This is a genomic window from Polynucleobacter sp. MWH-S4W17 (assembly GCF_018687535.1).
GTDB lineage: Bacteria > Pseudomonadota > Gammaproteobacteria > Burkholderiales > Burkholderiaceae > Polynucleobacter.
In genome coordinates this window covers 1,505,401-1,528,724 of the sequence record NZ_CP061295.1, presented here as the reverse complement: position 1 = coordinate 1,528,724, position 23,324 = coordinate 1,505,401, and the positions used below count along the sequence as shown (strand labels likewise).

The following is a 23,324-nucleotide window of genomic DNA, read 5'->3' as shown; positions in this document are numbered from 1 at the left end:
ATGACTTTTGACCGCCGCATTTTCAATTTCGCTGCGGGGCCCGCTACTTTGCCTGAAGAGGTGCTGAAGCAGGCTGCCGATGAAATGCTCAATTGGCGTGGGCTCGGTACGAGCGTGATGGAGATCAGTCACCGCAGTAAAGAGTTCATGGAAGTGTATGAAGAGGTGGTGCAAGATTTGCGCACCCTCATGAATATTCCTGATAATTATGAAATTTTGCTCTTACAAGGCGGTGGTCTTGGACAAAATGCAGCCATCCCCATGAACCTGATGCCTTTGGCCAAGAACGGACCGAGGGCGGATTACATCGTTACTGGCGTGTGGTCAGACAAATCCTATAAAGAAGCGCAGAAGTATGGCGCTGCAAATTTAGCCGCCTCTTCAGCCGCAGAAAAATTCAATACCATTCCGGCAAGATCAACTTGGAAGTTATCTGGTGATGCTGCTTATGTTCTCTACTGTGCCAATGAAACGATTGGTGGTGTTGAGTTCCCAGACGTGCCGGATGTTGGTGATGTTCCACTAGTTGCGGATATCTCTAGCAATATCCTTTCTAAAGAGATGAATGTAAGCAAGTGCGCCGTTTGGTTTGGTGGTGCGCAAAAGAATATCGGCCCTTCTGGCGTGACGATTGTGATTGTGCGTAAGGATTTAATTGGTCATAGCATGGGCATTACTCCCACGATTTGGGATTGGGCTGTGCAGGCCAGTACACAGTCGATGATCAATACGCCGCCGACATTTTCGATCTATATGGCTGGCCTAGGCTTTAAGTGGCTGCTTAAGCAAGGCGGAGTGAAGGCCATTGAAAAGCGCAATCAAGAAAAAGCGGATTTACTCTATAACTTCTTAGATCAAAGTAGCTTGTATGAGAATCGTGTCACCAAAGAATATCGCTCACGCATGAACGTGACTTTCTTCTTAAAAGATGAGAACCAGAATGCAGAGTTTTTGGCGCAATCAAACGCAGCTGGCTTGGTTGCCTTGCGTGGCCATAAAGCTGCAGGCGGTATGCGTGCCAGCATCTATAACGCAATGCCAATTGAGGGTGTAAAAGCCTTAGTTGAATTTATGCGCGACTTTGAAAGGCGGGCTTAATGAGTACTGAAGAACAGCGCTTAGCGCCCTTGCGGGAAAAAATTGACACGCTCGATGCGCAGATCTTGGATTTACTCACCCAGCGTGCACAAGCTGCGCAAGAAGTAGGCCATGTTAAAGGCGGATTCTCATCACCAGTATTTCGTCCTGAGCGTGAGCGCCAAGTTGTAGCACGCCTTCAAGAGATTAATAATGGCCCATTACTTTCAGATGGTATTGCTGCTATCTGGCGCGAAGTGATGTCTGCATGTAGAGCTTTGGAAGCTCGCCAAACCATTGCTTACCTTGGTCCAGTAGGAACATTTTCTGAGCAAGCAGCACAAACCTATTTTGGTCATTCCATCGCTGGCTTACCTTGCGCCAGTTTGGATGAAGTTTTTAAAGCGGTAGAAAAGGGCGCGGCACAATTTGGCGTAGTGCCTGTTGAGAACTCTAGTGAAGGTGCGATTTCTCGCACGTTGGATTTATTGCTTGACTCTTCTATGCGTATTAGCGGCGAAGTCGTATTGCCAATTCGTCATCACTTATTGACTAAGAGTGGCAAGCTTGATGGTGTAACGACCGTTTGCGCTCATGCTCAAGCATTGGCTCAGTGCCAGCAATGGTTAAGTGTGCATGCTCCACAATTAAAGCGTCAAGCAGTGAGTAGTAATGCGGAGGCTGCTCGCATGGCGGCAAGTGATCCTACTCTGGCTGCAATTGCTGGCGATCCTGCTCAAGAAGCTTATGGCTTGCAAGCAGTGGCTGCACAGATTCAGGATGATCCACACAATCGTACCCGTTTTGTTGTGGTCGGTAACTACGCCTGCCAGCCAACCGGTAAAGATCAGACCTCTTTAGTGCTCTCTGTTGATAACCAGCCTGGTGCCGTCCATCGTTTATTGGCGCCTTTGGCAAGGCATGGCGTCTCTATGAATCGCTTCGAATCTCGTCCTGCACGCAAAGGTACTTGGGAGTATCACTTCTATATTGATATAGCTGGCCATGCAGATGATGCGAAAGTAGTGAAGGCGCTTGAAGAGTTAAAAGGGGTTGCAGCGTTCTATAAGAACCTTGGCTCTTATCCTCACTCTACTTAATCCAAGATTAACTGTAAATAACTACGACATTAGTAAATAAATTAGTAAAGCTCGCATGACACCCAAGATTGGCTTAAAACATATTCACGCAATTGCCCCTTATGTTGGTGGGCGACCTATTAGTGAAGTTGCGCGCGAGTATGGTTTGGATGAAAGAAAAATTGTGAAGCTGGCTTCTAATGAAAATCCATTGGGCATGCCTAAGTCTGCCCAAGATGCCATGCTTAAGGCTGCGAGTGATTTAGGTCGCTACCCAGATTCCAATGGTTTTGAATTGAAGAATGTTTTGGCTGATCGATTGGGTGTGCCAACTGATTGGATCACCTTGGGTAATGGCAGTAACGATATTTTAGAATTGGCTGCACGTGCAGTAGCACAAGCAGGCGATGAGGTGATCTTCTCAAGGCACGCTTTTGCTGTTTATCCTTTGGCTACCCAGGCTGTTGGCGCCAAGGCAATTGAAGTGGCTGCTACTGATATTTATGGCCACGACCTACCAGCCATGTTGGCGGCAATCAAAGCATCTGGCGACAAGGCGAAGTTGGTGTTTGTGGCTAACCCCAATAATCCTACTGGTAGCTATTTGACGGCTAAAGAGATTGAAGACTTTTTAGTTGCAGTTCCGTCTAATGTAGTTGTTGTACTTGATGAAGCCTATAACGAGTACCTCACGCCTGAGCAACGCTACGATGCAATTGCTTGGGTAAAGCGCTTCCCTAATATGATTTTGTCGCGCAGCTTCTCCAAGGCTTATGGCTTGGCCGGTCTGCGCATTGGTTATGGCGTTGCACAACCCCACTTAACTGATCTTCTGAATCGAATTCGTCAGCCGTTTAATGTAAATAGTTTGGCTCAGGCTGCTGCTATTGCAGCCTTTCAGGACAAAGAATTTTTGCAGCAAGGTTTTGAGCTCAATCGCGCTGGCTATACCCAGCTCACCAAAGCTTTCGATGAACTAGGTTTACGCTATCTGCCCTCTGCAGGCAACTTTGTTCTTGTCAAAGTGGGTGATGATGACCAAGCTGGTACTCGTATTAATTTGGAATTACTTAAGCGCGGCATCATCGTTCGTCCAGTGGGTAACTATGGTTTGCCACAGTGGTTACGCATCTCGATTGGTTTGCCAGAAGAAAATGCAGCATTCATTGATGCTTTAAAACAAATACTTTCCTAATGACCATCATTAATCCAGCAAGCAATTACGGTACCGTCACCATCGTTGGAGTTGGTTTGATTGGCGCCTCTTTGGGTTTAGCGCTAAAGCGGGCTGGCGTAGTAACTCAGGTTTTAGGCGTTGGTCGCAGTAAAGAAAATTTAGAGCAAGCGCAAAAGATGGGTGCGATTGATGGTGTGGTGGATTTGGTTGAGGCAGCAAAACAATCTGATGTGATTGTGCTTTGCGTACCGGTAGCTCAAATGCGCGCTGCCTTTGAGGAGATGGAGCCGCATCTTGAGCCTCGCACCATGATTACTGATGCTGGTAGCACTAAGGGTGACGTCATCCTGGCTGCTAAAGAAGTATTGGGCAAGAAGGCTTGTCAATTTGTGCCAGCACATCCGATTGCAGGAGGTGCACAGCATGGCGCTGCGGCTGCTAAAGCGGATTTATTTCAAGGCAAGCAAGCCATTATTTGTCCTTTGCAGGAAAACTCACCTGAAGATACCGCCTTGATCACTGGCTTTTGGGAATCTGTTGGTTCTGAGGTGAAAAAGATTGGTGTCGTGCAGCACGATGCGATTTACGCTGCTGTTTCTCATCTCCCACATCTACTGTCATATGCCTTAATGGCTAGCGTGGTGAACTCAGAAGATGCTGAGCAAAAGTTGAGCCATGTTGGTGCTGGTTTTAAAGATTTCACACGCATTGCTTCATCCAGCCCAGAGATGTGGCGCGATATTTGCTTGGGTAATCGCACCGCCATCCTAAAGGAATTAGATCAATATCTATTGATCGTCAACCACATGCGCAAACTCGTTGCTGAAGGTGATGGCGCAGGTTTGGAAAAATTATTCAACAAGGCGAGCAAAGCACGTCAAGACTTGGACGTCCTTTAATGAGCGGTTTACCAGATATTAGTATTGGGCCATTTCAGCTAGCGCAAGGCTCGATTGTGTTGCCTGGTTCCAAAAGCATCTCTAATCGTGCGCTATTGCTTGCAGCCCTTTCTTCCGGCACAACTACGCTTAAGAATTTATTGGATGCCGACGATACCCAGGTAATGCGTAATGCTTTGCGTCAGCTCGGCTTATCTGTGACGGACAAAGACGACAAGGTATGTGTCGTTGAGGGTTGTGGTGGCAAGTTTCCAGTACAGGACGCAGACCTCTTTATGGGTAATGCTGGCACTGCGATTCGTCCTTTAACTGCTGCACTTGCAATGCAGGGTGGCAATTACCGCTTATCTGGTGTTGCGCGTATGCATGAGAGACCCATTCGGGATTTGGTGGATGGTTTACGTCAAGTGGGCGCAAAGATCGACTATGAATTAGCGGAAGGTTATCCACCGATCAAAATATCAGCAGCAGCGATTCAGATTAAAGATGTCGTTAAAGTGCGCGGCGATGTATCAAGTCAATTCTTAACTGCATTACTCATGGCTTTGCCTCTGGTTGCGATAGAGCCGGTGCGTATTGAAGTGATTGGTGAGCTCATCTCACGCCCGTATATCGATATCACTTTGAAGTTGATGGCGCGCTTTGGCGTAACGGTTGCTTGTCCTGATAAGCAGTCATTCATTATTCCTGCAAAACATTCTGATGTGGTTTACAAAAGTCCAGGTCAGTTATCCGTAGAGGGTGATGCTTCTTCTGCCTCCTACTTTTTGGCTCTAGGCGCCATAGGTGGTGGCCCAGTTAAGGTATTAGGGGTTGGCAAAGATAGTATTCAAGGCGATGTGGCATTTGCCGATGCGCTTGCGCTGATGGGTGCAAAAATTAATGCAGGCGAAGATTGGATTGAAGTGTCTGGCGTGAAAAATGCCAATGGCAAACTCAACGGCATCACGATTGATTGCACTGAAATTCCGGATGCAGCGATGACCTTGGCTGTGGCTGCATTGTTTGCAGAAGGCCCAACACGTTTAAATAATATTGCTAGCTGGCGCGTTAAAGAAACAGATCGCATTGCGGCAATGGCGAAAGAATTGAAAAAAGTTGGTGCAATCGTTGAAGAAGGTGTTGACTACATTGTTGTGCAAGCTCCTGCATTACCCAGTGACTGGAAGTCTCCGATTGAAGGTATTGATACCTATGATGACCATCGTATGGCCATGTGTTTCTCACTTGCTGCATTTGGCCCAAATGCGCTCAAGATCAATGATCCTAATTGCGTAGCAAAAACCTTCCCGACCTATTTCGCAGAATTTGCGAAAGTAGTTAGCTAAACCAAATCCTATTTATGAGTCCTTCACCAGTCATCGCAATTGACGGACCTACCGCCTCTGGTAAAGGTACTATTGCCTCACTCGTTGCAGAAAAGCTGGGCTTTCATTATTTGGATAGTGGCGCGCTCTACCGCTTAGTGGCTTTAGCCAGCGAAAAACAGAGAATTGACGTTAAAAATGGCTCAGAACTTGGACTTTTAGTCCCTAAATTATTGATTTCATTCAAAAATGGGCAGATTTTTCTGAATGGCGAGGATGTCACAGATGCTATTCGCACTGAAAATATAGGATTAAGGGCCTCCGCTTTAGCCGTCCACCCTGAGGTGAGATCTGCTTTAGTGGGCCTGCAGCGCGGTTTTCGCCAATCTCCTGGGCTGGTAGCCGATGGCAGGGATATGGCAAGTGTCATATTCCCAGACGCTGTTTTGAAGGTTTTCTTGACTGCAACGGCAGCTGCCAGAGCCGAACGTCGCTATAAGCAATTGATAGCTAAGGGAATTTCTGCTAAACTTGAGGACTTGCTGCAAGATTTGCAGGAGCGCGATGCCAGAGATAGTAGTCGAGGTACCGCACCCTTGTTAGTTGCAGATGGTGCGAAAGTGCTTGAAACATCAGATTTATCTATAGATCAAGCAGTTAAGACGGTTTTGGATTGGTATCAATCAACAATCGCCTAGTTCGTATGTAGTTGGCTGTAAGCAGTAGTTTTGGTGTCTTAAGAAACTCCACAACGCGACTTTTCATTAGCGTGTTTCTTGAAGACTTTTTTAACCTAACCCGTCAGGCCTTCTGGCGGCACAAAGTGAATACACATGTCTGAATCATTTGCAGAATTATTTGAAGAATCATTAACCCGATCGAATATGAAGACCGGCCAAGTTATTTCGGCTGAAGTTCTTCGCATCGACCATAACTTCGTCGTTGTTAACGCTGGCTTAAAGTCTGAAGCGTTTATTCCTGTTGAAGAATTCCATAACGACGCTGGCGAGATTGAAGTAGCTCCTGGCGATTTCGTTTCTGTTGCTATTGACGCTCTTGAGAACGGCTATGGCGACACCATCCTTTCCCGTGATAAAGCGAAACGCTTGGCATCATGGATGAACTTGGAAAAAGCGCTTGAGCAAGCGGAGATCGTTACCGGTACTGTTACTGGTAAGGTTAAAGGCGGCTTGACTGTAATGGTTAACGGTATCCGCGCATTCTTGCCTGGATCACTCGTTGATACACGTCCAATCAAAGACACCAGCCCTTACGAAGGTAAGACGATGGAGTTCAAGGTTATCAAGCTTGACCGTAAGCGTAACAACGTAGTGTTGTCACGTCGTGCAGTGGTTGAAGCTAGCCAAGGTGAAGAGCGTGCTAAGTTGATGTCTAATCTTAAAGAAGGCGCAGTAGTTACTGGCCTCGTTAAGAACATCACCGATTACGGTGCGTTCGTTGACCTGGGCGGTATCGATGGCCTCTTGCACATCACTGACTTGGCATGGCGTCGTGTGCGTCACCCAAGTGAGATGTTGACTGTTGGTCAAGAAGTTACCGCGAAGATTTTGAAGTTTGATCAAGAAAAGAACCGTGTTTCACTCGGCGTGAAACAGCTTGGTGATGATCCATGGGTTGGTATCGCTCGTCGTTACCCACCAAACACCCGTTTATTCGGCAAAGTAACTAACTTGACTGATTACGGCGCATTCGTTGAAATCGAATCTGGTATTGAAGGTTTGGTACACGTTTCTGAAATGGACTGGACTAACAAGAACGTTGCTCCAAGCAAAGCTACTGCATTAGGAACTGAAGTTGAAGTAATGGTTCTGGACATTGATGAAGACAAGCGTCGTATCAGCTTGGGCATCAAGCAGTGCAAAGCTAATCCATGGGAAGAGTTCTCACGTGCCCAACAAAAAGGCGATAAGTTAACTGGCGCAATCAAGTCTATTACTGACTTTGGTGTGTTCATTGGCTTGCCTGGCGGCATCGACGGTTTAGTTCACCTTTCAGACCTTTCATGGAATGAGCCAGGTGAAGAAGCTGTTAAGAAATACAAAAAAGGTGATGAAGTTGAAGCCACTGTATTGGCAATTGATGTTGAGAAAGAGCGTATCTCTCTCGGTATTAAGCAATTGTCTGGCGACCCATTCAACAACTACACATCTGTCAGCGACAAGGGTAGCCTCGTTACTGGTACTGTGAAGGCTGTTGATGCTAAGGGTGCAACAATTCACTTGGCTGATGAAGTTGAAGCTTACTTACGTGCTTCTGAGATCTCAACCGATCGCGTTGAAGATGCACGCAATGTATTGAAAGAAGGCGACAGCGTTACTGCAATGATCATTAATATTGATCGCAAGTCACGTGTTATCAATCTTTCAATTAAGGCAAAAGACAGCTCTGATCAACAAGATGCAATGAGCAAGCTCCAAGGTGATGCGCAGTCTGGCACAACCAATTTGGGCGCTTTGTTAAAAGCAAAATTGGACAATCAAGGCTAAATCAATATCGCCGCTTTCCACTAGGAAGGCGGCGATTTTTTATTGATAGATCATGACAGATCAAGAGCAACAAGCAATCACCCGCTCCGAACTAGTGGAGAGCCTCGCGGAACAGTTTCCGCAGCTTTTGCCTAGGGACGTGGAGTTAGCGGTAAAAACTTTGTTGGACACAATGACTCATGCTTTGGCTGAGGGCAAGCGTATCGAGTTGCGCGGCGTGGGAAGTTTTGTACTTCACCATCGTCCTGCACGCACTGGCCGCAATCCAAAGTCTGGTGAGAAAGTATTGATCCCAGAAAAACGCGTTCCGCACTTTAAGCCTGGCAAAGAATTGCGTGAGCGAGTAGATTACAAGCCGTTGAAGCAGGCGGGCCCCAAAGAGGGTTCTGGTGCCTAAGATTCAGGCTCAACCTCAGTGGTCCATTCGGGCCATTTTTTTATTTAAATTCTGCACGCTATGATTCAGATAGCTACTCCCTGGTTATTGCTGCTGCCAGTCATGTTTGGCATCGGTTGGTTAGCGGCCCGCTGGGACTTGCGTCTTGAAAACCGCATGGATGAGCGTGAGCGCATGCGTCAGCAGCGATCTACCTTTAAAGGTTTGAGTCTTTTGCTCAATGAGCAACCTGATCAAGCGATTGAAACCTTGGTCAAAATTGCCCAGTTAGATCCAGAGACTATTGAGTTGCATTTCTCATTAGGTAATTTATTTCGCCGTCGTGGTGAAACAGAGCGAGCTATTCGCATTCATCAACACTTAGCCAATCGCGATGATTTAAAACCACGTGATCGTGATCATGCTGCCTATGAGTTAGGTAGGGACTTTTTGCGCGCAGGTTTGCTTGACCGTGCCGAAGCCTCGTTAAATCGCGTAGGTGATGGCAAGTATGCCGAGCCTGCAAAAGAAAGCTTGTTGGAGATGTATCAAATTGAGCATGATTGGAAAAAAGCCATCATTGCTGCAAGTGAACTTGAAGGACTGCAAGGTAAATCGCATCATACTGAAATTGCTCAATTTCACTGTGAGCTTGGTCAAGAGGCTTTACGTCGCAAAGACTTGGTTGAGGCGGAGCAATCAATCCACCGTGCTCTACAGGCTGTCCCAAATCATGCACGCGCTTTGATCTTGCAAGGCGATTATTTGATGGCAATGGATCGCCCTGCTCAAGCGATTGAGGCTTGGAGTCTGATTGCCAGCTCTCACCCTGCTTATATGCATTTGTTGGCTGATCGTTGGATGGTTGCTCACGCAGCGGTTAATAAAGAGAGCGAGGGCTTAGATCGCCTCTGTGAATTGTTAAAAACTCAAGCCACTGGTGAGTTGCTCGATATTGTGCATAAGCACCTCATGAAAATTCGGGGTCCACAGACAGCAAGTGCGATGTTATCTGATGTCATGCAGCATTCGCCGACTTTGATTGCTTTGTCTAAGATGGCTGAAACTCGCCTTGCATTGGAGGAGGGTAGTGCCAGCCCAGAAAGACTCTTGGAATTACAGTCTATTCTGAATCTTTTGCGTCAGCGCACCACCAGCCTAGCTCGCTACACTTGTGGTAATTGCGGATTTAGAGCGAGAAGATTTTATTGGCAATGTCCTGGCTGTAATCATTGGGAGGCATACTCCCCGAGACGGAGTGAGGGTGCGGCACCTAGCGGCCCTTCCATGTAAAGATTTGGAGAGAAATTGAAAGTCACCATCATCGGTAGTGGTTACGTAGGCCTTGTTACTGGCGCATGCCTAGCTGAGCAGGGTAATAACGTCTTTTGTGTCGATGTCGATTCCAAAAAGATCGAGATTCTCAACTCTGGCGGCGTTCCTATTTATGAGCCTGGTCTTAAAGAGATGATTGAGCGCAATCGCGCTGCAGGTCGTTTACAGTTCTCTACTGATATTGCTGCCTCAGTTGCTCATGGTGAAATTCAATTTATCGCAGTAGGTACACCTCCAGATGAAGATGGCTCAGCTGATCTTCAATATGTCGTAGCAGCAGCGCGCAATATTGGTCGTCACATGACTACCCCTAAAGTGATTGTCGATAAATCGACTGTGCCAGTCGGTACTGCCGATAAAGTAAGTGCAGCGATTACCGAAGAATTAGAAAAAAGAAATTTATCTCCTGAGTTATGCTCTGTAGTCTCCAATCCTGAGTTCCTCAAAGAAGGTGCTGCAGTAGAAGACTTTATGCGTCCCGACCGCATTGTGATCGGTACTGAAAATACCCCAGCTGGATTGCACGCCAAAGAACAGATGCGTAAGCTCTACGCCCCCTTTAATCGTCACCATGAGCGTACCTACTACATGGATGTTAAAAGTGCTGAGCTCACTAAATACGCAGCTAATGCCATGTTGGCTACCCGCATTTCCTTTATGAACGAGCTGGCCAACTTGGCTGACTTAGTAGGCGCTGATATTGAAGCAGTGCGCCAAGGTATTGGTTCGGACTCTCGTATTGGTTATGGCTTTTTGTATTCAGGTACCGGCTATGGCGGCTCCTGCTTCCCTAAGGACGTGTCTGCCTTATCCAAAACCGCTAAAGAGCATGGGCGAGATCTCAAGATCCTCGATGCCGTAGAGGCCGTCAATGAACTGCAAAAGTACATCTTGGTCGAAAAGATCGAAAAGCGCTTTGGTAGTGACCTCAATGGTATGAAGTTTGCACTCTGGGGTTTAGCCTTTAAACCCAATACTGACGATATGCGCGAAGCGCCTAGTCGTGTGATTATTCAAGAACTCGTTAAACGCGGGGCTACCATAGTAGCTCATGATCCCGTATCCATGCCAGAAGCTAAGCATTGCCTGGATGTAGACTTTCAGGGCAACCCAACAGGCCTTGCCCAAGTATCGATGACCGATGACCCCATGAGCGCTCTAGATGGTGCTGACGCTCTAGTGATTGTGACGGAATGGAAGGCCTTTAGAAGCCCAGATTTTGAGCAAGTGATGCAAAAACTCAAGCGAGCCATCATCTTTGATGGCCGTAACCTCTATGAGCCAGCTTCTATGCAAGAATTAGGTATTGAGTACCACGGTATTGGTAGACATAATTAAAGTAGATGCAAATGGAAAAAGCAAACCGAGAACAGTTCTCTAAAGCCCGCTTATTAGTGGTGGGCGATGTCATGTTAGATCGCTACTGGTTTGGTGACACCAATCGTATTTCTCCTGAAGCTCCTGTGCCGGTGGTACAGGTAGGCAAGATTGATGAGCGTCTAGGCGGTGCTGCCAACGTAGCTCGTAATGTAGCTGCGCTCGACGCCAAAGCAACTATTTTGGGTATCGTTGGTAACGATGAGCCTGGTAAACGTGTGGTTGAGTTGTTAAAAGCGGGCGGTGTCGATAGTCAACTAGAAATTGATACCAATGTTCCAACGATTGTGAAGTTACGCGTCATTGCGCGTCAGCAGCAGTTAATTCGCCTGGACTTCGAAGAAACCCCTAGTCAAAAAGCACTTGCACATAAATTAGAGCGTTTTGAAAAACTTGTTGGTGCTGCTGACGTAGTAATACTATCGGATTACGGCAAAGGCGCATTGGGCCAAGTGGCTCATATGATTGAACAGGCTAGAGCACAAAATAAAATGATCTTGGTTGACCCTAAGGGCGAGGATTATGAGAAGTATCGTGGCGCTACTGTTTTAACGCCTAACCGCAGTGAATTGCGTCAAGTGGTTGGTCAGTGGATGAGCGAAGAAGACTTGACTAAGAAAGCCCAGGACCTTAGAAAGTCCCTTGACTTACAAGCCTTGCTGCTAACACGCTCTGAGGATGGGATGAGCTTATATACCGAATCCGGTGTGAGTCACGTTAAAGCGCAAGCTCGTGAGGTGTTTGATGTTTCTGGTGCTGGTGATACTGTAATCGCAACATTGGCTGTGGCATTAGCTGCGAAGTGGCCTTTAGAAAAAGCCATGGCGCTTGCAAACCGTGCAGGTGGAATCGTTGTTGGTAAGCTGGGAACTGCAACCGTTACTTCAGAGGAATTACAGTGACTATTATCGTAACCGGAGCAGCTGGATTTATTGGTGCCAATATTGTTCAAGCGCTCAATGTGCGTGGCGAGAAAAATATCATTGCAGTAGATGATCTTCGTCCTGCAGACAAGTATCGCAATCTTGCTGATTTAGACATTATTGATTACCTTGATAAAGACGAGTTTCTAGAGGTATTCAGAAGTGGTCGTTTTGGTAAGGTGAGGGCCGTGTTTCATGAAGGAGCTTGCTCCGACACCATGGAAACAGATGGTATTTTCATGATGGCGAACAACTATCGCTACACCATGGACCTGTTAGATATTTGTACTGAGCAAAAGGTTCAATTGCTTTATGCCTCTTCTGCGGCTACCTATGGTGGCTCAGATGTATTTGTAGAGAGCCGTGAGCACGAGAAGCCGCTTAATATTTATGGCTACTCCAAGTTTTTATTCGATCAAGTGATGCGAAAGCGTTTTGCAGAAAAGGCAAATACAGCACAGGTTGTTGGCTTTCGTTACTTCAATGTCTATGGTCCGCGTGAGTCACATAAGGGCCGTATGGCTTCGGTTGCCTTTCATCAGTACCACCAATACAAAGCCAAGGGTCATGTGAAATTGTTTGGTGAGTACGGTGGCTATGGTCCTGGTGAACAAAGCCGTGATTTTGTATCAGTTGAAGATGTAGTCAAAGTAAATCTATTCTTCTTAGATCATCCAGAAATCAGTGGCATCTTCAACTTAGGTAGTGGTCGTGCGCAACCGTTTAATGATGTAGCCCATGCGGTCGCTAACTCCATGCGTAAGCTGGATAAAGCAGCGCCTGCAACCCTTCAAGAATTAGTTAAAGAAAAAGCCATTGAGTACATTCCATTTCCGGATGCGCTTAGAGGAAAGTACCAGTGCTTTACTCAAGCCGATCTCACCAAGCTCAGAGCAGCTGGCTATACGGAACCCTTCTTAAATGTTGAGCAGGGCGTAGGAAGATATATTGAGTGGTTGGAAGCCAATTCTGGTTTCTTGGCTAACCCTTTGTAAGTCAGTCAACAGAAGTAGTTTCTCTTCGTTGTAAACGATCCACGCACACTTTGTGTTCGTGGATTTTTTTATTCACTACCGGAGAGAAGATGACAAGAAATTTAAATGTAGATAAATTTTGGAATTTAGTTCGAGCTGCGGCTGCAACTTTCACCTTATTGGCTTCAAATACTGGGTTGGTATATGCCTCGCCCATTAATGTCAATACTGCCACTCAAACGGAGCTTGAGAGCATCAAGGGAATTGGTCCAGCTAAAGCAAAAACAATTATTGCTGAGCGTTTGGATGGCGGCCATTTTCAAGATGCCAATGACCTACAGAAGCGGGTTCGTGGCATTGGCATGAAATCGGTAGAAAAAATGGTGGATAACGGCTTAACGATTGAAGCCCCCAGCTCTTTTCGGGAGCCGAATGGTCGAACCAAGAAAGAGGGTGGGGCCTCTAGCCGACGCCATTCGCGTAATCAAGCTAGTCCTCGTAATCAGCAGGAGCGTATGGGAGCAAGTCGCAGAAATTAAACCCTTCCGTGTGTAAGGCGGCTTATGGCTAAAATGGCTTCATGAGCAAACCTTCCTACCTTACTATTTCACAGACTGTGGGCAATACTCCCTTAGTTCGTTTGCAGCGTATTCCTGGTTTAGAAAACGACAACCGTAATAATGTGATCTTGGGTAAGTTGGAAGGAAATAATCCAGCCGGGTCGGTGAAGGACCGACCTGCGCTGTCGATGATTTCACGCGCACAAGAACGCGGTGAGATTAAACCTGGCGATACATTAATTGAGGCAACTAGCGGTAATACAGGTATTGCTTTAGCAATGACCGCAGCCATGCTCGGTTACAAAATGATTTTAGTCATGCCGGAAAACCAAAGCATTGAACGTCGTCAAAGTATGGCGGCTTATGGTGCCGAATTGATATTGACTGCAGCCTCTGGCGGTATGGAATTTGCCAGAGATTACGCCTTGCAGCTACAAAGAGAAGGACGCGGTAGATTGCTCGATCAATTTGCCAATCCTGACAATCCTAGAGCACATATAGAGACTACTGGGCCAGAAATTTGGCGAGACACTGATGGGCAGATTACCCATTTTATATCCGCCATGGGAACAACTGGAACCATCACGGGAGTCTCCACTTATCTGAAGTCCATGAATCCTGCGATTCAGATTATTGGCGCACAACCAGAAGAGGGCTCTCAAATTCCCGGCATTCGGAAGTGGGCGCCGGCATATCTGCCTAAGATTTATCAAGGTGATCGCGTTGATTTAATTGAGTATGTTTCGCAAGCAGATGCAGAGGAGATGGCGCGTCGCTTGGCAGCACAAGAGGGTATTTTCTGCGGCATTTCTGCTGGAGGTGCTTTGGTAGTGGCTTTACGTATAGCCCGTCAAGTTGAAAATGCCACGATCGTCTTTATTGTCTGCGACCGTGGTGACCGCTACCTATCTACCGGCGTTTTTCCGGCCTAAGACTTTGCTTTTTTCTTGGGGTTGGATTTCTTGGATTTAGACTTTTCAGTAGTTGCTTTTGGCCCACTGGCTTTGCTTGGGTTTTCTACTGGCACAACACTTTGGTTTTTATATCCTAGGGCTTGGGCAAACTCAGCAACACTTTGCGCATAGAAATAACTGCGGTTGTATTGCACTATCGTCAGAAAATTATTTAAGCCAACAAAATATTGCACTTGGTCTACACCATCTTTATCTGGATACGGTAGGTCAACGATGAAAGCTTTGCTTTGTGGCTCTACACCACCACTTTGAAGATCGCCTTGTTGTTGAGTCAAGATTCCTTTTTCAATGAGCTCTTGAACCGTATATTTCAGCTGCGGCTCACCATCAGCCAATGCTTTCGCCTGACCAATACCATTAGCTTGAGCTGGAAATGAAATCGGCATACCGGGTTGCCAGCCATGTTTTTTCATGAAGTTGGCAACACTCGCAATAGCGTCCTTAGGGCTTTGCTTTAAATCAATTTGGCCATCGCCGTCACCATCGACTGCAAAGCTGCGAATACTGCTGGGCATGAACTGGGGTAGGCCGATGGCGCCAGCATAAGAGCTATTCTGATTTAGACAGGCATTAAAGCGTGCGCTATTGATGCCTTGACTGCTGTTCTTGGAGGGTAACTTGCCACCCGCCCCAGTCCAGCACATTAGGATGAGTTCTTTGAGTTGATCCTTGAAGAGCTGTTCGCGTGCAGGTTTGTTAGGGGTATCTGGGTAACTAAAGGCGAGAGTGGACAGAACGTCTTTCACTCTGAAATTGCCCGTTTGGCGCCCATAGATGGTTTCGATGCCAATAATGGCCACAATAATCTCAGCTGGCACCCCTGACTCTTGTTCAACTTGACTCAAAAAGGCTTGATTTTGATCCCAAAAGACCCTGCCAGCCTTAAGGCGTACAGGCTCAATAAAGCGTTTACGATAAGCCAGCCAGTTTTTCTTAAATGTACCCGATGGGGGTAATACCAATTTCCGAATTGAGGGAACCGTTTTAGCATCTAGGAAGCCCATTTCTAGGGCTGGGAGTGGGATTTCTTGGTTTTGTGAGACCTGGTTAAGGAGTTCGTTGAGGTTCTGGCTAAAACGCGCCTCGGTAGCGGCATCGTCAGTCTGGTTTACGATGGGCTGTTGCGATTGGGTTGGCTGTGTGGGGGTGCTAGAGCACCCTGCTAACGCAAGAGCAAGCAGTAAGTAGGAGACATGAAAGTTCATGCAGTAAGTATTGGATTTTCGAATGTTGAGCACGTTTAATTAGATTATAAAAATTACAAATTTGCTATTGAGGATTTCGAGTAATGACAACAGGATACATAACTCATCCAGACTTTCTGAAACATGAGATGGGAAGCCATCATCCAGAGTGTCCAGAGAGAATTCAGGCGATTAATGATCAGCTGATTCGCAGCGGTGTTGATCAATTTTTGCATCATTTAGATGCGCCATTGGCAACCGAAGACCAATTGGAATTGGTCCATAGTCCTGACCACGTATCTTTTGTTCGGGATCGTGCCCCAGAGAGTGGGTATTTCATGCTCGATGGTGACACCATCATGAATCCTCATACTTATAGAGCATCACTCAGGGCGGCAGGCGCTGCTATTGCAGGCGTAGATGCTGTGATGAAGGGTGAGGTTGAGAACGTATTTTGTGCCGTAAGACCGCCAGGACATCATGCGGAGCCAACGCGTTCTATGGGTTTTTGTTTATTTGATAACGTGGCGATTGCTGCGCGATATGCAATGGAAACATACGGCATTGAGCGTGTCGCCATCATTGATTTTGATGTCCATCATGGCAACGGTACTGAAGCTGCTTTTTTCAATGACCCTAATGTCTTGATGTGTAGCTTCTTCCAGCACCCTTTTTATCCATACAGCGGCCTTGATCATGCTAACAATATGGTGAATGTGCCTTTGCCCGCTGCGACTCGGGGTGATGTGGTGCGCTCCATTGTGGAAGAGCAATGGTTGCCAGCTTTGCGTAATTTTGAGCCTGAGCTCATTATGATTTCAGCAGGGTTTGATGCTCATCGCGAGGATGATTTGGGTCAGATGGGCTTGGTAGAGGATGACTATGTCTGGATTACCAAACGTTTAAAAGAAATTGCTAGCGACTATGCGCAAGGACGCATTGTTAGTTGCTTAGAGGGTGGTTATAACCTCTCGGCATTAGGCCGCAGCGTAGTGGCTCACATCAAGGCGCTTGCAGATATTTAATGAAGAATTTAGTAAAACAGAAATAGAAAGCTGAAGATGGCAAATATTTATGAACAAGGTTTGGCTCGTAATCCAGCTAACCACACCCCAATTACTCCGCTCTTATTTTTAGAGCGCTCCGCAGAAATTTACCCCAATAAAACTGCCGTTATTCATGGGAAGTTGCGTCAGACTTGGGGGCAAACTTATGAGCGTTGCCGTCGCTTGGCTAGTGCTTTGCAAAAACACGGTATTGGCTTGGGCGATACGGTGGCAGTGATGTTGCCTAACACCCCTCCAATGGTAGAGGCCCACTTTGGTATTCCGATGGCGGGCGCGGTTTTAAATGCCCTAAATACGCGTTTGGATGCAGAGACTGTGGCCTTTATGCTGAACCATGGTGAGGCAAAGGTAGTCATTGTTGATCCTGAATTTTCAGGGGTGATGAAAAAAGCGCTTGAGATTGCTAAGAAAGATTCTGGTCGTGATTTCTTGGTGGTGGATGTCGAAGAAAAAGAATTTGATGTGCCGGGCGAGAAATTGGGGGCGCTCACTTATGAGAAATTGCTTTCTGAAGGCGATCCCAACTTTGCATGGCAGGTTCCTGCAGATGAGTGGCAAGCGATTTGTTTGAACTATACATCTGGTACCACTGGTAATCCTAAGGGCGTGGTGTATCACCACCGTGGCGCTGCAATTAATGCCGTTTCCAATGTGCTGGACTGGGATATTAATAAGCATCCCATCTATCTCTGGACTTTGCCAATGTTCCATTGCAATGGTTGGTGCTTTCCATGGACGATTGCCGCTCGCGCTGGCATTAATGTCTGCTTGCGTCGGGTTGATGCGCAAAATATTTTTGCGGCCATTAAAGAACATGGTGTGACGCACTACTGCGCAGCACCCATTGTGCATAACCTATTAGTCAACGCGCCTGATGAGTTGAAGGTGGGAGTGCCCACAGGCGTCAAAGGCTTGATCGCGGGCGCCGCACCACCTGCATCCATTATTGAGGGCATGGAAAAGTTAGGATTTGATTTAACTCATGTCTATGGATTGACTGAAACCTATGGACCGGCAGCTGTGTGCGTCAAACAAGATGAGTGGAATGCTGTGGATATCGGTGAACGTGCTCGCTTAAATGCGCGTCAAGGTGTGCGTTATCACATGCAACAAGCAATCGCTGTTCTTGATCCAGAAACAATGAAGCCCGTCCCAGCGGATGGTGAGACCATGGGCGAAATTATGTTCAAGGGCAATATCGCGATGAAGGGCTACCTAAAAAACGAAAAGGCAACTCAAGAAGCTTTTGAAGGCGGCTGGTTCCACTCAGGTGACTTAGCAGTAATGAATCCAGATGGCTATGTGAAGATGAAGGACCGCAGCAAAGACATCATTATTTCTGGAGGTGAAAATATTTCATCTGTAGAGGTTGAGGATGTACTCTATCGACACCCAGCTATTAACGCTGCTGCAGTGGTTGCTAAGCCTGATCCTAAGTGGGGTGAAACGCCTTGTGCCTTTTTGGAAATTAAACCTGGCTCAGAAGTGACTGCCGAGGAGATTATTGCTCACTGTAAGCAGCATTTAGCAGGCTTTAAGGTTCCTAGAGCCATTGTGTTTTGTGAGCTGCCGAAGACCTCGACTGGCAAGATTCAGAAGTTTGAGCTTCGGAAGCAGGCGGGTTCAGCCACCGCAATTGATGTTTAATTTGGCAAATATTCAGGTAAAATAAAACGATCGTGCTTTTTTAGAGGGTTTATCCTCGATTTATATATTAGAGAGGTTTGAGGGATGAAAGTCTTAGTAGCTGTAAAACGCGTTGTTGATTACAACGTCAAAATTCGGGTGAAATCAGACAACTCTGGGGTTGATTTAGCAAACGTCAAAATGAGTATGAATCCCTTTGATGAAATCGCAGTAGAGGAGGCAGTACGCTTGAAAGAGGCAGGTGTGGCCAGTGAGGTGGTAGTGGTTAGTGCTGGTGCAACCCAGTGTCAAGAAACTCTCCGCACTGCATTAGCAATTGGCGCGGATCGCGCCATCCTGGTTGAGACAGATGCAGAGCTACAACCTTTAGCAGTAGCGAAGATTCTCAAGGCGCTCTCTGATAAAGAGCAAGCGCAAATCATCATTCTCGGTAAGCAAGCAATTGACGATGACAGCAATCAAACCGGTCAGATGCTGGCAAGCTTGTTGGATATTCCTCAAGCTACCTTTGCCTCCAAAGTAGTGGTTGCAGACGGCAAGGCCACTGTGACTCGCGAAGTCGATGGCGGCTTAGAAACGATTGCACTAACTTTGCCGGCAGTGATTACCACTGACCTGCGCTTGAATGAACCACGCTATGTCACTTTGCCGAACATCATGAAGGCCAAGAAGAAAACGATTGATATCGTGAGGCCTGAAGAATTGGGTGTCGATATTGCCCCACGTCTGAAAACACTTAAAGTAGAGGAGCCGCCAAAGCGTTCTGCTGGCGTAATGGTTGCTGATGTAGCAGCCCTTGTAGAAAAACTCAAAAATGAAGCGAAGGTGATCTAAATGGCCGCACTTGTTATTGCTGAACACGACAATCAATCATTAAAAGCGGCAACCTTAAATGCCGTTGCAGCTGCTTTGCAGTGCTCTCCTGAGGTGGACGTTCTCGTTGCTGGTAGCAGTGCTGATGCTGCCGCAGCTGCCGCAGCTCAAATTGCTGGTGTACGCAAAGTCATTCAAATTGATGCCGCTAATTTGGCTGATCAATTGGCTGAACCTTTGGCTGCGCAGATCCTCTCCATTGCAAATGGCTACAGTCATATCCTCGCTCCTGCAACTGCTAATGGTAAGAATGTATTGCCACGCGTTGCTGCTAAGTTAGATATGGCTCAATTGTCCGACATTACTAAAGTCATCTCTGCAGATACTTTTGAGCGTCCGATCTACGCAGGCAATGCAATTGCTACCGTGCAATCTGCTGATCCTGTAAAAGTCATTACTGTCCGTACAACGGGTTTTGATCCAGTAACTGCCACTGGCGGTTCTGCAGCAGTTGAGAAACAAGCTGCCGCTGAATCTGCTGGCAAATCTTCCTTTGTTGGCCGTGAGTTGACTAAATCGGATCGCCCAGAATTGACCGCCGCCAAGATTATTGTTTCTGGTGGTCGCGGTTTAGGTTCCGGTGAAAAGTATCAGGAGCTCATTGCACCTTTGGCTGACAAGCTCGGTGCTGCTTTGGGCGCATCCCGTGCAGCGGTGGATGCTGGTTACGTTCCCAATGATTACCAAGTGGGCCAGACCGGCAAGATTGTTGCTCCTCAGCTTTACATTGCTGTAGGTATCTCAGGGGCCATTCAGCATTTGGCTGGCATGAAAGATTCCAAAGTGATCGTCGCAATCAATAAAGATCCAGAGGCGCCAATATTTGGTGTTGCTGATTATGGCTTGGTTGCGGATTTGAATACTGCCGTGCCTGAATTAACAAAAGCACTTGGTTGAATCGTAGATTAGTTAAGTAACAAACTGAATAAAGAGGAGTTGTAATGTCATACGTAGCCCCAGTGAAAGACATGCTGTTTGTAATGAATGAATTAGCTGGGCTTTCGGATGTCGTTGCCTATCCTGCTTATGCTGATGCGGGTGCAGATGTAGATTTAGCCCCTGCGATCTTGGAAGAGTCGGCCAAATTTAATCAAGATGTAGTGGCGCCCCTTAACTGGGCTGGTGATCAAAACCCAAGTTCCTTAAGAGATGGTGTAGTGACAACCACCCCTGGTTTCAAACAGGCTTTTGAGCAATACGCCGCTGCTGGCTGGCAAGGCGTCATTCATCCGGCAGAGTTTGGCGGTCAAGGCTTGCCAAAATTGATCTCCACTGCTTGTTTGGAGATGGTGAATGCAGCCAATCTTTCTTTTGCACTCTGCCCATTACTTACCGATGGTGCTATTGAAGCTCTCTTAACTGCTGCTAGCCCAGAACTTCAGGAGCAATATGTTCCAAAGATGATTTCTGGTGAGTGGACTGGAACAATGAATTTGACTGAGCCGCAAGCTGGCTCTGATCTTGCGATGGTTCGCTCACGCGCTGTTCCAGAGGGCGATGGTACGTACAAGATTTTTGGTACCAAAATCTATATCACCTATGGTGAGCACGATATGGCTAAGAATATTATCCATTTGGTGTTAGCCAGAACACCTGATGCGCCAGAGGGCGTAAAGGGTATTTCATTATTTGTAGTGCCGAAGTTTATGGTGAATAAAGATGGTTCATTAGGTGAGCGTAATGATGTACATTGTGTTTCGATTGAGCATAAGTTAGGCATTAAAGCGAGCCCGACTGCCGTTCTGCAATTTGGTGATCATGGTGGCGCAATCGGCTACTTAGTTGGCGAGGAAAATCGCGGTCTTGAATATATGTTCGTGATGATGAATGCAGCTCGCTTTGCAGTAGGTATGCAAGGTGTAGCGGTGGCGGAGCGTGCCTATCAAAAGGCAGTTCAATATGCAAAAGATCGTGTACAGAGTCGTGACTTAGCTGGCTCACCAGGCCCAGTTGCAATTATTCATCAGCCGGATGTAAAGCGTATGCTCATGACTATGCGCGCCTACACAGAAGCCTCACGTGCATTAGCCTACTACGCTGCTTCTGCTTATGACGCTCAGCATGCTGCTCCAGATGAGGCAGTGCGTAAAGTCAATCAAGCTATCTATGAATTCCTAGTGCCGATTGTCAAAGGTTTCTCAACAGAAATGTCGATTGAAGTGGCTAGTCTAGGAGTTCAAGTGCATGGTGGCATGGGCTTTATCGAAGAAACTGGCGCAGCGCAGTATTACCGTGATGCCCGCATCTTGACGATTTATGAAGGCACTACTGCAATTCAGGCGAATGACTTGGTTGGTAGAAAAACAGTGCGTGATGGTGGGGCGATTGTCAAAGAGCTTTCACAAAGAATTGCCGCTACTGAAAAAGATTTAGCTGCCAGTGGAAGCCCTGATGCTAAAGCGGTGCTCAAGCAACTCACCTCAGCGCACGCCGCCTTCGAGCAGGCCGTCGCATACATCGTTACGAATGCAAAGACAGATATCAAAGCTGTCTATGCTGGTAGCTGTGCTTACTTGCGCTTATCTGGCTTGGTATTGGGCGGCTGGCAAATGGCAAGGGCGCTCCTAGCTTCCGAGCGTCTGCGCGATGGCGATCCAAAATTCTATGATGCAAAGATTGCTACAGCCCGTTTTTTTGCTGAGAATCTCATGCCTCAAGCGCAAGCTCTAGCAACGTCAATTGTTGAAAGCGGTCACTCTACTAATGCCCTAGAAGTAGAGCAGTTCTAAAGGGACGCAAAAGAGAATAAAAAAACCGCTCTTAAGAGCGGCTTTTGCAAAATGAAAGCTATCTGCAATTACTGGGATAGCTTTTTTGCTTCATAGATTTGAGAGATGAAGAATTGCTCAAATGAGACTGCTAAAAAAGTCATCATCACACCAGCTCCCAATACCAAAGAGAAAATCACGGTCAGTATCTCGAGCCAGCCAGAGCGGCTGCGTCGTTGTTCTTCAATGCCGGGATTAAATTGGGCATCCCACTTCTCATCCAAGCGAAGACCAAAGGTTATAGTGGTTAACCAGCTTGCTTCGATGGCCATAAAACCAAAAGTAACGAGCACCCATCCTGGCGCGGAATGAAAGTGGGTGTCCTTGAGAATGACCCAGCCTACTGCGCCACCTATCAAGGCAAATAGCTGAACCCATGCCCAAAAAGATTTAAGCCCTTGTAGATACAAACAATTGAGGCCGCTGCCGGGAATGAGTAATCCGAGTGCGCAAAAAAGAAGTTTGGATTTTTTCATGAATCTTTCAATGATATTGCTAATGAATAATGTGAAGCTTATTTATTGTTGTTTGGTTTTTGAGTAAAGCTGAGTACTTCACGATCGGTGCCGATCATTAGTAATTGATCGCCATTGCGCACAATGCTGCGATAGTCATTTAATTCGTAGAGGAAATCATTTTCCAATTCCATGCGCTGTGGGCTGCAAGCCATCTTGGTGCTAGCGATTTGCTTGAGAGAAAAACCGCGGGCGTCTTCATCAAGGGTTGCAGTAAACCGATTGCATCCTGTCGAGCCGCTCAGCCGTTGTCCGCTAGCATCAAAAATGATTTGAATCGGGTTGCTGGCATCGCCTTGCGGAATTTGACGGGTACGCACCTCTCCATTGCTATTGGGGGGTAAGTTCCAGCGGGTCAGCTCCCATTTGGTATTTTTGAGTTCGCTGCTTGGCGGGCTTATTTTGGCTCCACATGGAGGGATGACGTTTGCGCAGCCGCTTAAAAGTCCAAGACTCAGGCAAGAAAGTGTCATAAAGAACCCTTTTGAAGGTCTTCTGAGGAAGTCTAAAAGTCTGGATTTAAGGACCATATTTACCTAAGTTATTGTTTTTAATGTATATTTTATCTAAGTACACACTCTATTCTACTGTCTTAGATGCTTAAATAGGTGGAAGAAGTAGGGGTTTTCGTCTAGAATATGAGGTTTTCCGCTCTACCTTATCTTTATTTGGTGAGCTGGAGCCCAAGGTTTTTTGTAGAAATTT

The 23,324-nt window shown here is 46.7% G+C and carries 21 protein-coding genes and 1 pseudogene; 19 read left to right on the top strand and 3 right to left on the bottom strand.

Features of this window, described 5'->3' with window-relative positions; all coding sequences use genetic code 11:
* The 14 genes and pseudogenes from serC to cysM all read left to right on the top strand — a co-directional run bounded on the left by serC (nt 1) and on the right by cysM (nt 14,523).
* Nucleotides 1-1,098 carry a 3-phosphoserine/phosphohydroxythreonine transaminase gene (serC, locus tag C2755_RS07585; protein WP_215320574.1) on the top strand — a complete coding sequence of 366 codons (1,098 nt, stop codon included), beginning with the start codon at nt 1-3 and terminating at the stop codon, nt 1,096-1,098.
* On the top strand, nt 1,098-2,177 hold the full coding sequence (pheA, locus tag C2755_RS07580) for a prephenate dehydratase (RefSeq protein ID WP_215320572.1): 1,080 nt from the start codon (nt 1,098-1,100) through the stop codon (nt 2,175-2,177). The genes serC and pheA overlap by 1 nt, the downstream gene beginning before the upstream one ends.
* A 55-nt stretch (nt 2,178-2,232) precedes the next feature.
* Nucleotides 2,233-3,351: a histidinol-phosphate transaminase gene (gene hisC, locus C2755_RS07575; protein WP_215320570.1), complete on the top strand. Its 1,119-nt coding sequence runs from the start codon at nt 2,233-2,235 to the stop codon at nt 3,349-3,351.
* Nucleotides 3,351-4,232: a prephenate dehydrogenase/arogenate dehydrogenase family protein gene (locus tag C2755_RS07570; protein ID WP_215320568.1), complete on the top strand. Its 882-nt coding sequence runs from the start codon at nt 3,351-3,353 to the stop codon at nt 4,230-4,232. Before hisC ends, C2755_RS07570 begins: the two co-directional genes overlap by 1 nt.
* The gene (gene aroA / locus C2755_RS07565) at nt 4,232-5,560 is read left to right on the top strand and encodes a 3-phosphoshikimate 1-carboxyvinyltransferase (RefSeq protein ID WP_215320566.1); all 1,329 of its coding nucleotides are present in this window, start codon (nt 4,232-4,234) and stop codon (nt 5,558-5,560) included. Before C2755_RS07570 ends, aroA begins: the two co-directional genes overlap by 1 nt.
* Before the next feature lie 14 nt (nt 5,561-5,574).
* Complete coding sequence (gene cmk / locus C2755_RS07560) at nt 5,575-6,237, top strand: (d)CMP kinase (protein ID WP_215320565.1); 663 nt, start codon at nt 5,575-5,577, stop codon at nt 6,235-6,237.
* A gap of 135 nt (nt 6,238-6,372) precedes the next feature.
* Nucleotides 6,373-8,046, top strand: a complete 1,674-nt coding sequence (rpsA, locus tag C2755_RS07555) for a 30S ribosomal protein S1 (RefSeq protein WP_068324328.1) — start codon at nt 6,373-6,375, stop codon at nt 8,044-8,046.
* Nucleotides 8,047-8,098: 52 nt separating this feature from the next.
* Nucleotides 8,099-8,437 (top strand): annotated as a pseudogene (locus tag C2755_RS07550) (integration host factor subunit beta); the annotation flags it as partial.
* A gap of 66 nt (nt 8,438-8,503) precedes the next feature.
* Entirely contained in the window at nt 8,504-9,715 is a 1,212-nt protein-coding gene (gene lapB / locus C2755_RS07545; RefSeq protein ID WP_215320563.1) for a lipopolysaccharide assembly protein LapB, read from the top strand.
* Nucleotides 9,716-9,730: 15 nt separating this feature from the next.
* Entirely contained in the window at nt 9,731-11,095 is a 1,365-nt protein-coding gene (locus C2755_RS07540) for a UDP-glucose/GDP-mannose dehydrogenase family protein (RefSeq protein ID WP_215320561.1), read from the top strand.
* Nucleotides 11,096-11,106: 11 nt separating this feature from the next.
* Nucleotides 11,107-12,036 (top strand): D-glycero-beta-D-manno-heptose-7-phosphate kinase, encoded by a 930-nt coding sequence (rfaE1, locus tag C2755_RS07535; protein ID WP_215320559.1) that lies wholly within the window; start codon nt 11,107-11,109, stop codon nt 12,034-12,036.
* Nucleotides 12,033-13,052: an ADP-glyceromanno-heptose 6-epimerase gene (rfaD, locus tag C2755_RS07530; RefSeq protein ID WP_215320557.1), complete on the top strand. Its 1,020-nt coding sequence runs from the start codon at nt 12,033-12,035 to the stop codon at nt 13,050-13,052. Before rfaE1 ends, rfaD begins: the two co-directional genes overlap by 4 nt.
* Before the next feature lie 89 nt (nt 13,053-13,141).
* Nucleotides 13,142-13,570: a helix-hairpin-helix domain-containing protein gene (locus C2755_RS07525; protein ID WP_251368451.1), complete on the top strand. Its 429-nt coding sequence runs from the start codon at nt 13,142-13,144 to the stop codon at nt 13,568-13,570.
* A 41-nt stretch (nt 13,571-13,611) separates the two neighbouring features.
* Entirely contained in the window at nt 13,612-14,523 is a 912-nt protein-coding gene (gene cysM / locus C2755_RS07520) for a cysteine synthase CysM (RefSeq protein ID WP_215320555.1), read from the top strand.
* Here cysM and C2755_RS07515 read toward each other — a convergent pair.
* Nucleotides 14,520-15,770: a lytic transglycosylase domain-containing protein gene (locus tag C2755_RS07515; protein ID WP_215320553.1), complete on the bottom strand. Its 1,251-nt coding sequence runs from the start codon at nt 15,768-15,770 to the stop codon at nt 14,520-14,522. The genes cysM and C2755_RS07515 overlap by 4 nt on opposite strands.
* An 83-nt stretch (nt 15,771-15,853) precedes the next feature.
* Between C2755_RS07515 and C2755_RS07510 the strand changes: the two genes are divergently transcribed.
* The 5 genes from C2755_RS07510 (at nt 15,854) to C2755_RS07490 (ending at nt 22,065) form a co-directional block, all read left to right on the top strand.
* The gene (locus C2755_RS07510) at nt 15,854-16,774 is read left to right on the top strand and encodes a histone deacetylase family protein (protein ID WP_215320551.1); all 921 of its coding nucleotides are present in this window, start codon (nt 15,854-15,856) and stop codon (nt 16,772-16,774) included.
* A gap of 36 nt (nt 16,775-16,810) precedes the next feature.
* Nucleotides 16,811-18,463 (top strand): acyl-CoA synthetase, encoded by a 1,653-nt coding sequence (locus C2755_RS07505; protein WP_215320549.1) that lies wholly within the window; start codon nt 16,811-16,813, stop codon nt 18,461-18,463.
* Nucleotides 18,464-18,547: 84 nt separating this feature from the next.
* Complete coding sequence (locus C2755_RS07500; RefSeq protein ID WP_215320547.1) at nt 18,548-19,297, top strand: electron transfer flavoprotein subunit beta/FixA family protein; 750 nt, start codon at nt 18,548-18,550, stop codon at nt 19,295-19,297.
* Nucleotides 19,298-20,233 (top strand): electron transfer flavoprotein subunit alpha/FixB family protein, encoded by a 936-nt coding sequence (locus C2755_RS07495; RefSeq protein ID WP_215320545.1) that lies wholly within the window; start codon nt 19,298-19,300, stop codon nt 20,231-20,233.
* Nucleotides 20,234-20,277: 44 nt separating this feature from the next.
* On the top strand, nt 20,278-22,065 hold the full coding sequence (locus C2755_RS07490; protein WP_215320543.1) for an acyl-CoA dehydrogenase: 1,788 nt from the start codon (nt 20,278-20,280) through the stop codon (nt 22,063-22,065).
* Between the two features lie 68 nt (nt 22,066-22,133).
* Here C2755_RS07490 and C2755_RS07485 read toward each other — a convergent pair whose 3' ends face one another.
* Nucleotides 22,134-22,580 (bottom strand): hypothetical protein, encoded by a 447-nt coding sequence (locus C2755_RS07485; protein WP_215320541.1) that lies wholly within the window; start codon nt 22,578-22,580, stop codon nt 22,134-22,136.
* 38 nt (nt 22,581-22,618) lie between these two features.
* Nucleotides 22,619-23,092 (bottom strand): META domain-containing protein, encoded by a 474-nt coding sequence (locus tag C2755_RS07480; RefSeq protein WP_215320539.1) that lies wholly within the window; start codon nt 23,090-23,092, stop codon nt 22,619-22,621.
* Nucleotides 23,093-23,324 lie beyond the last annotated feature (232 nt).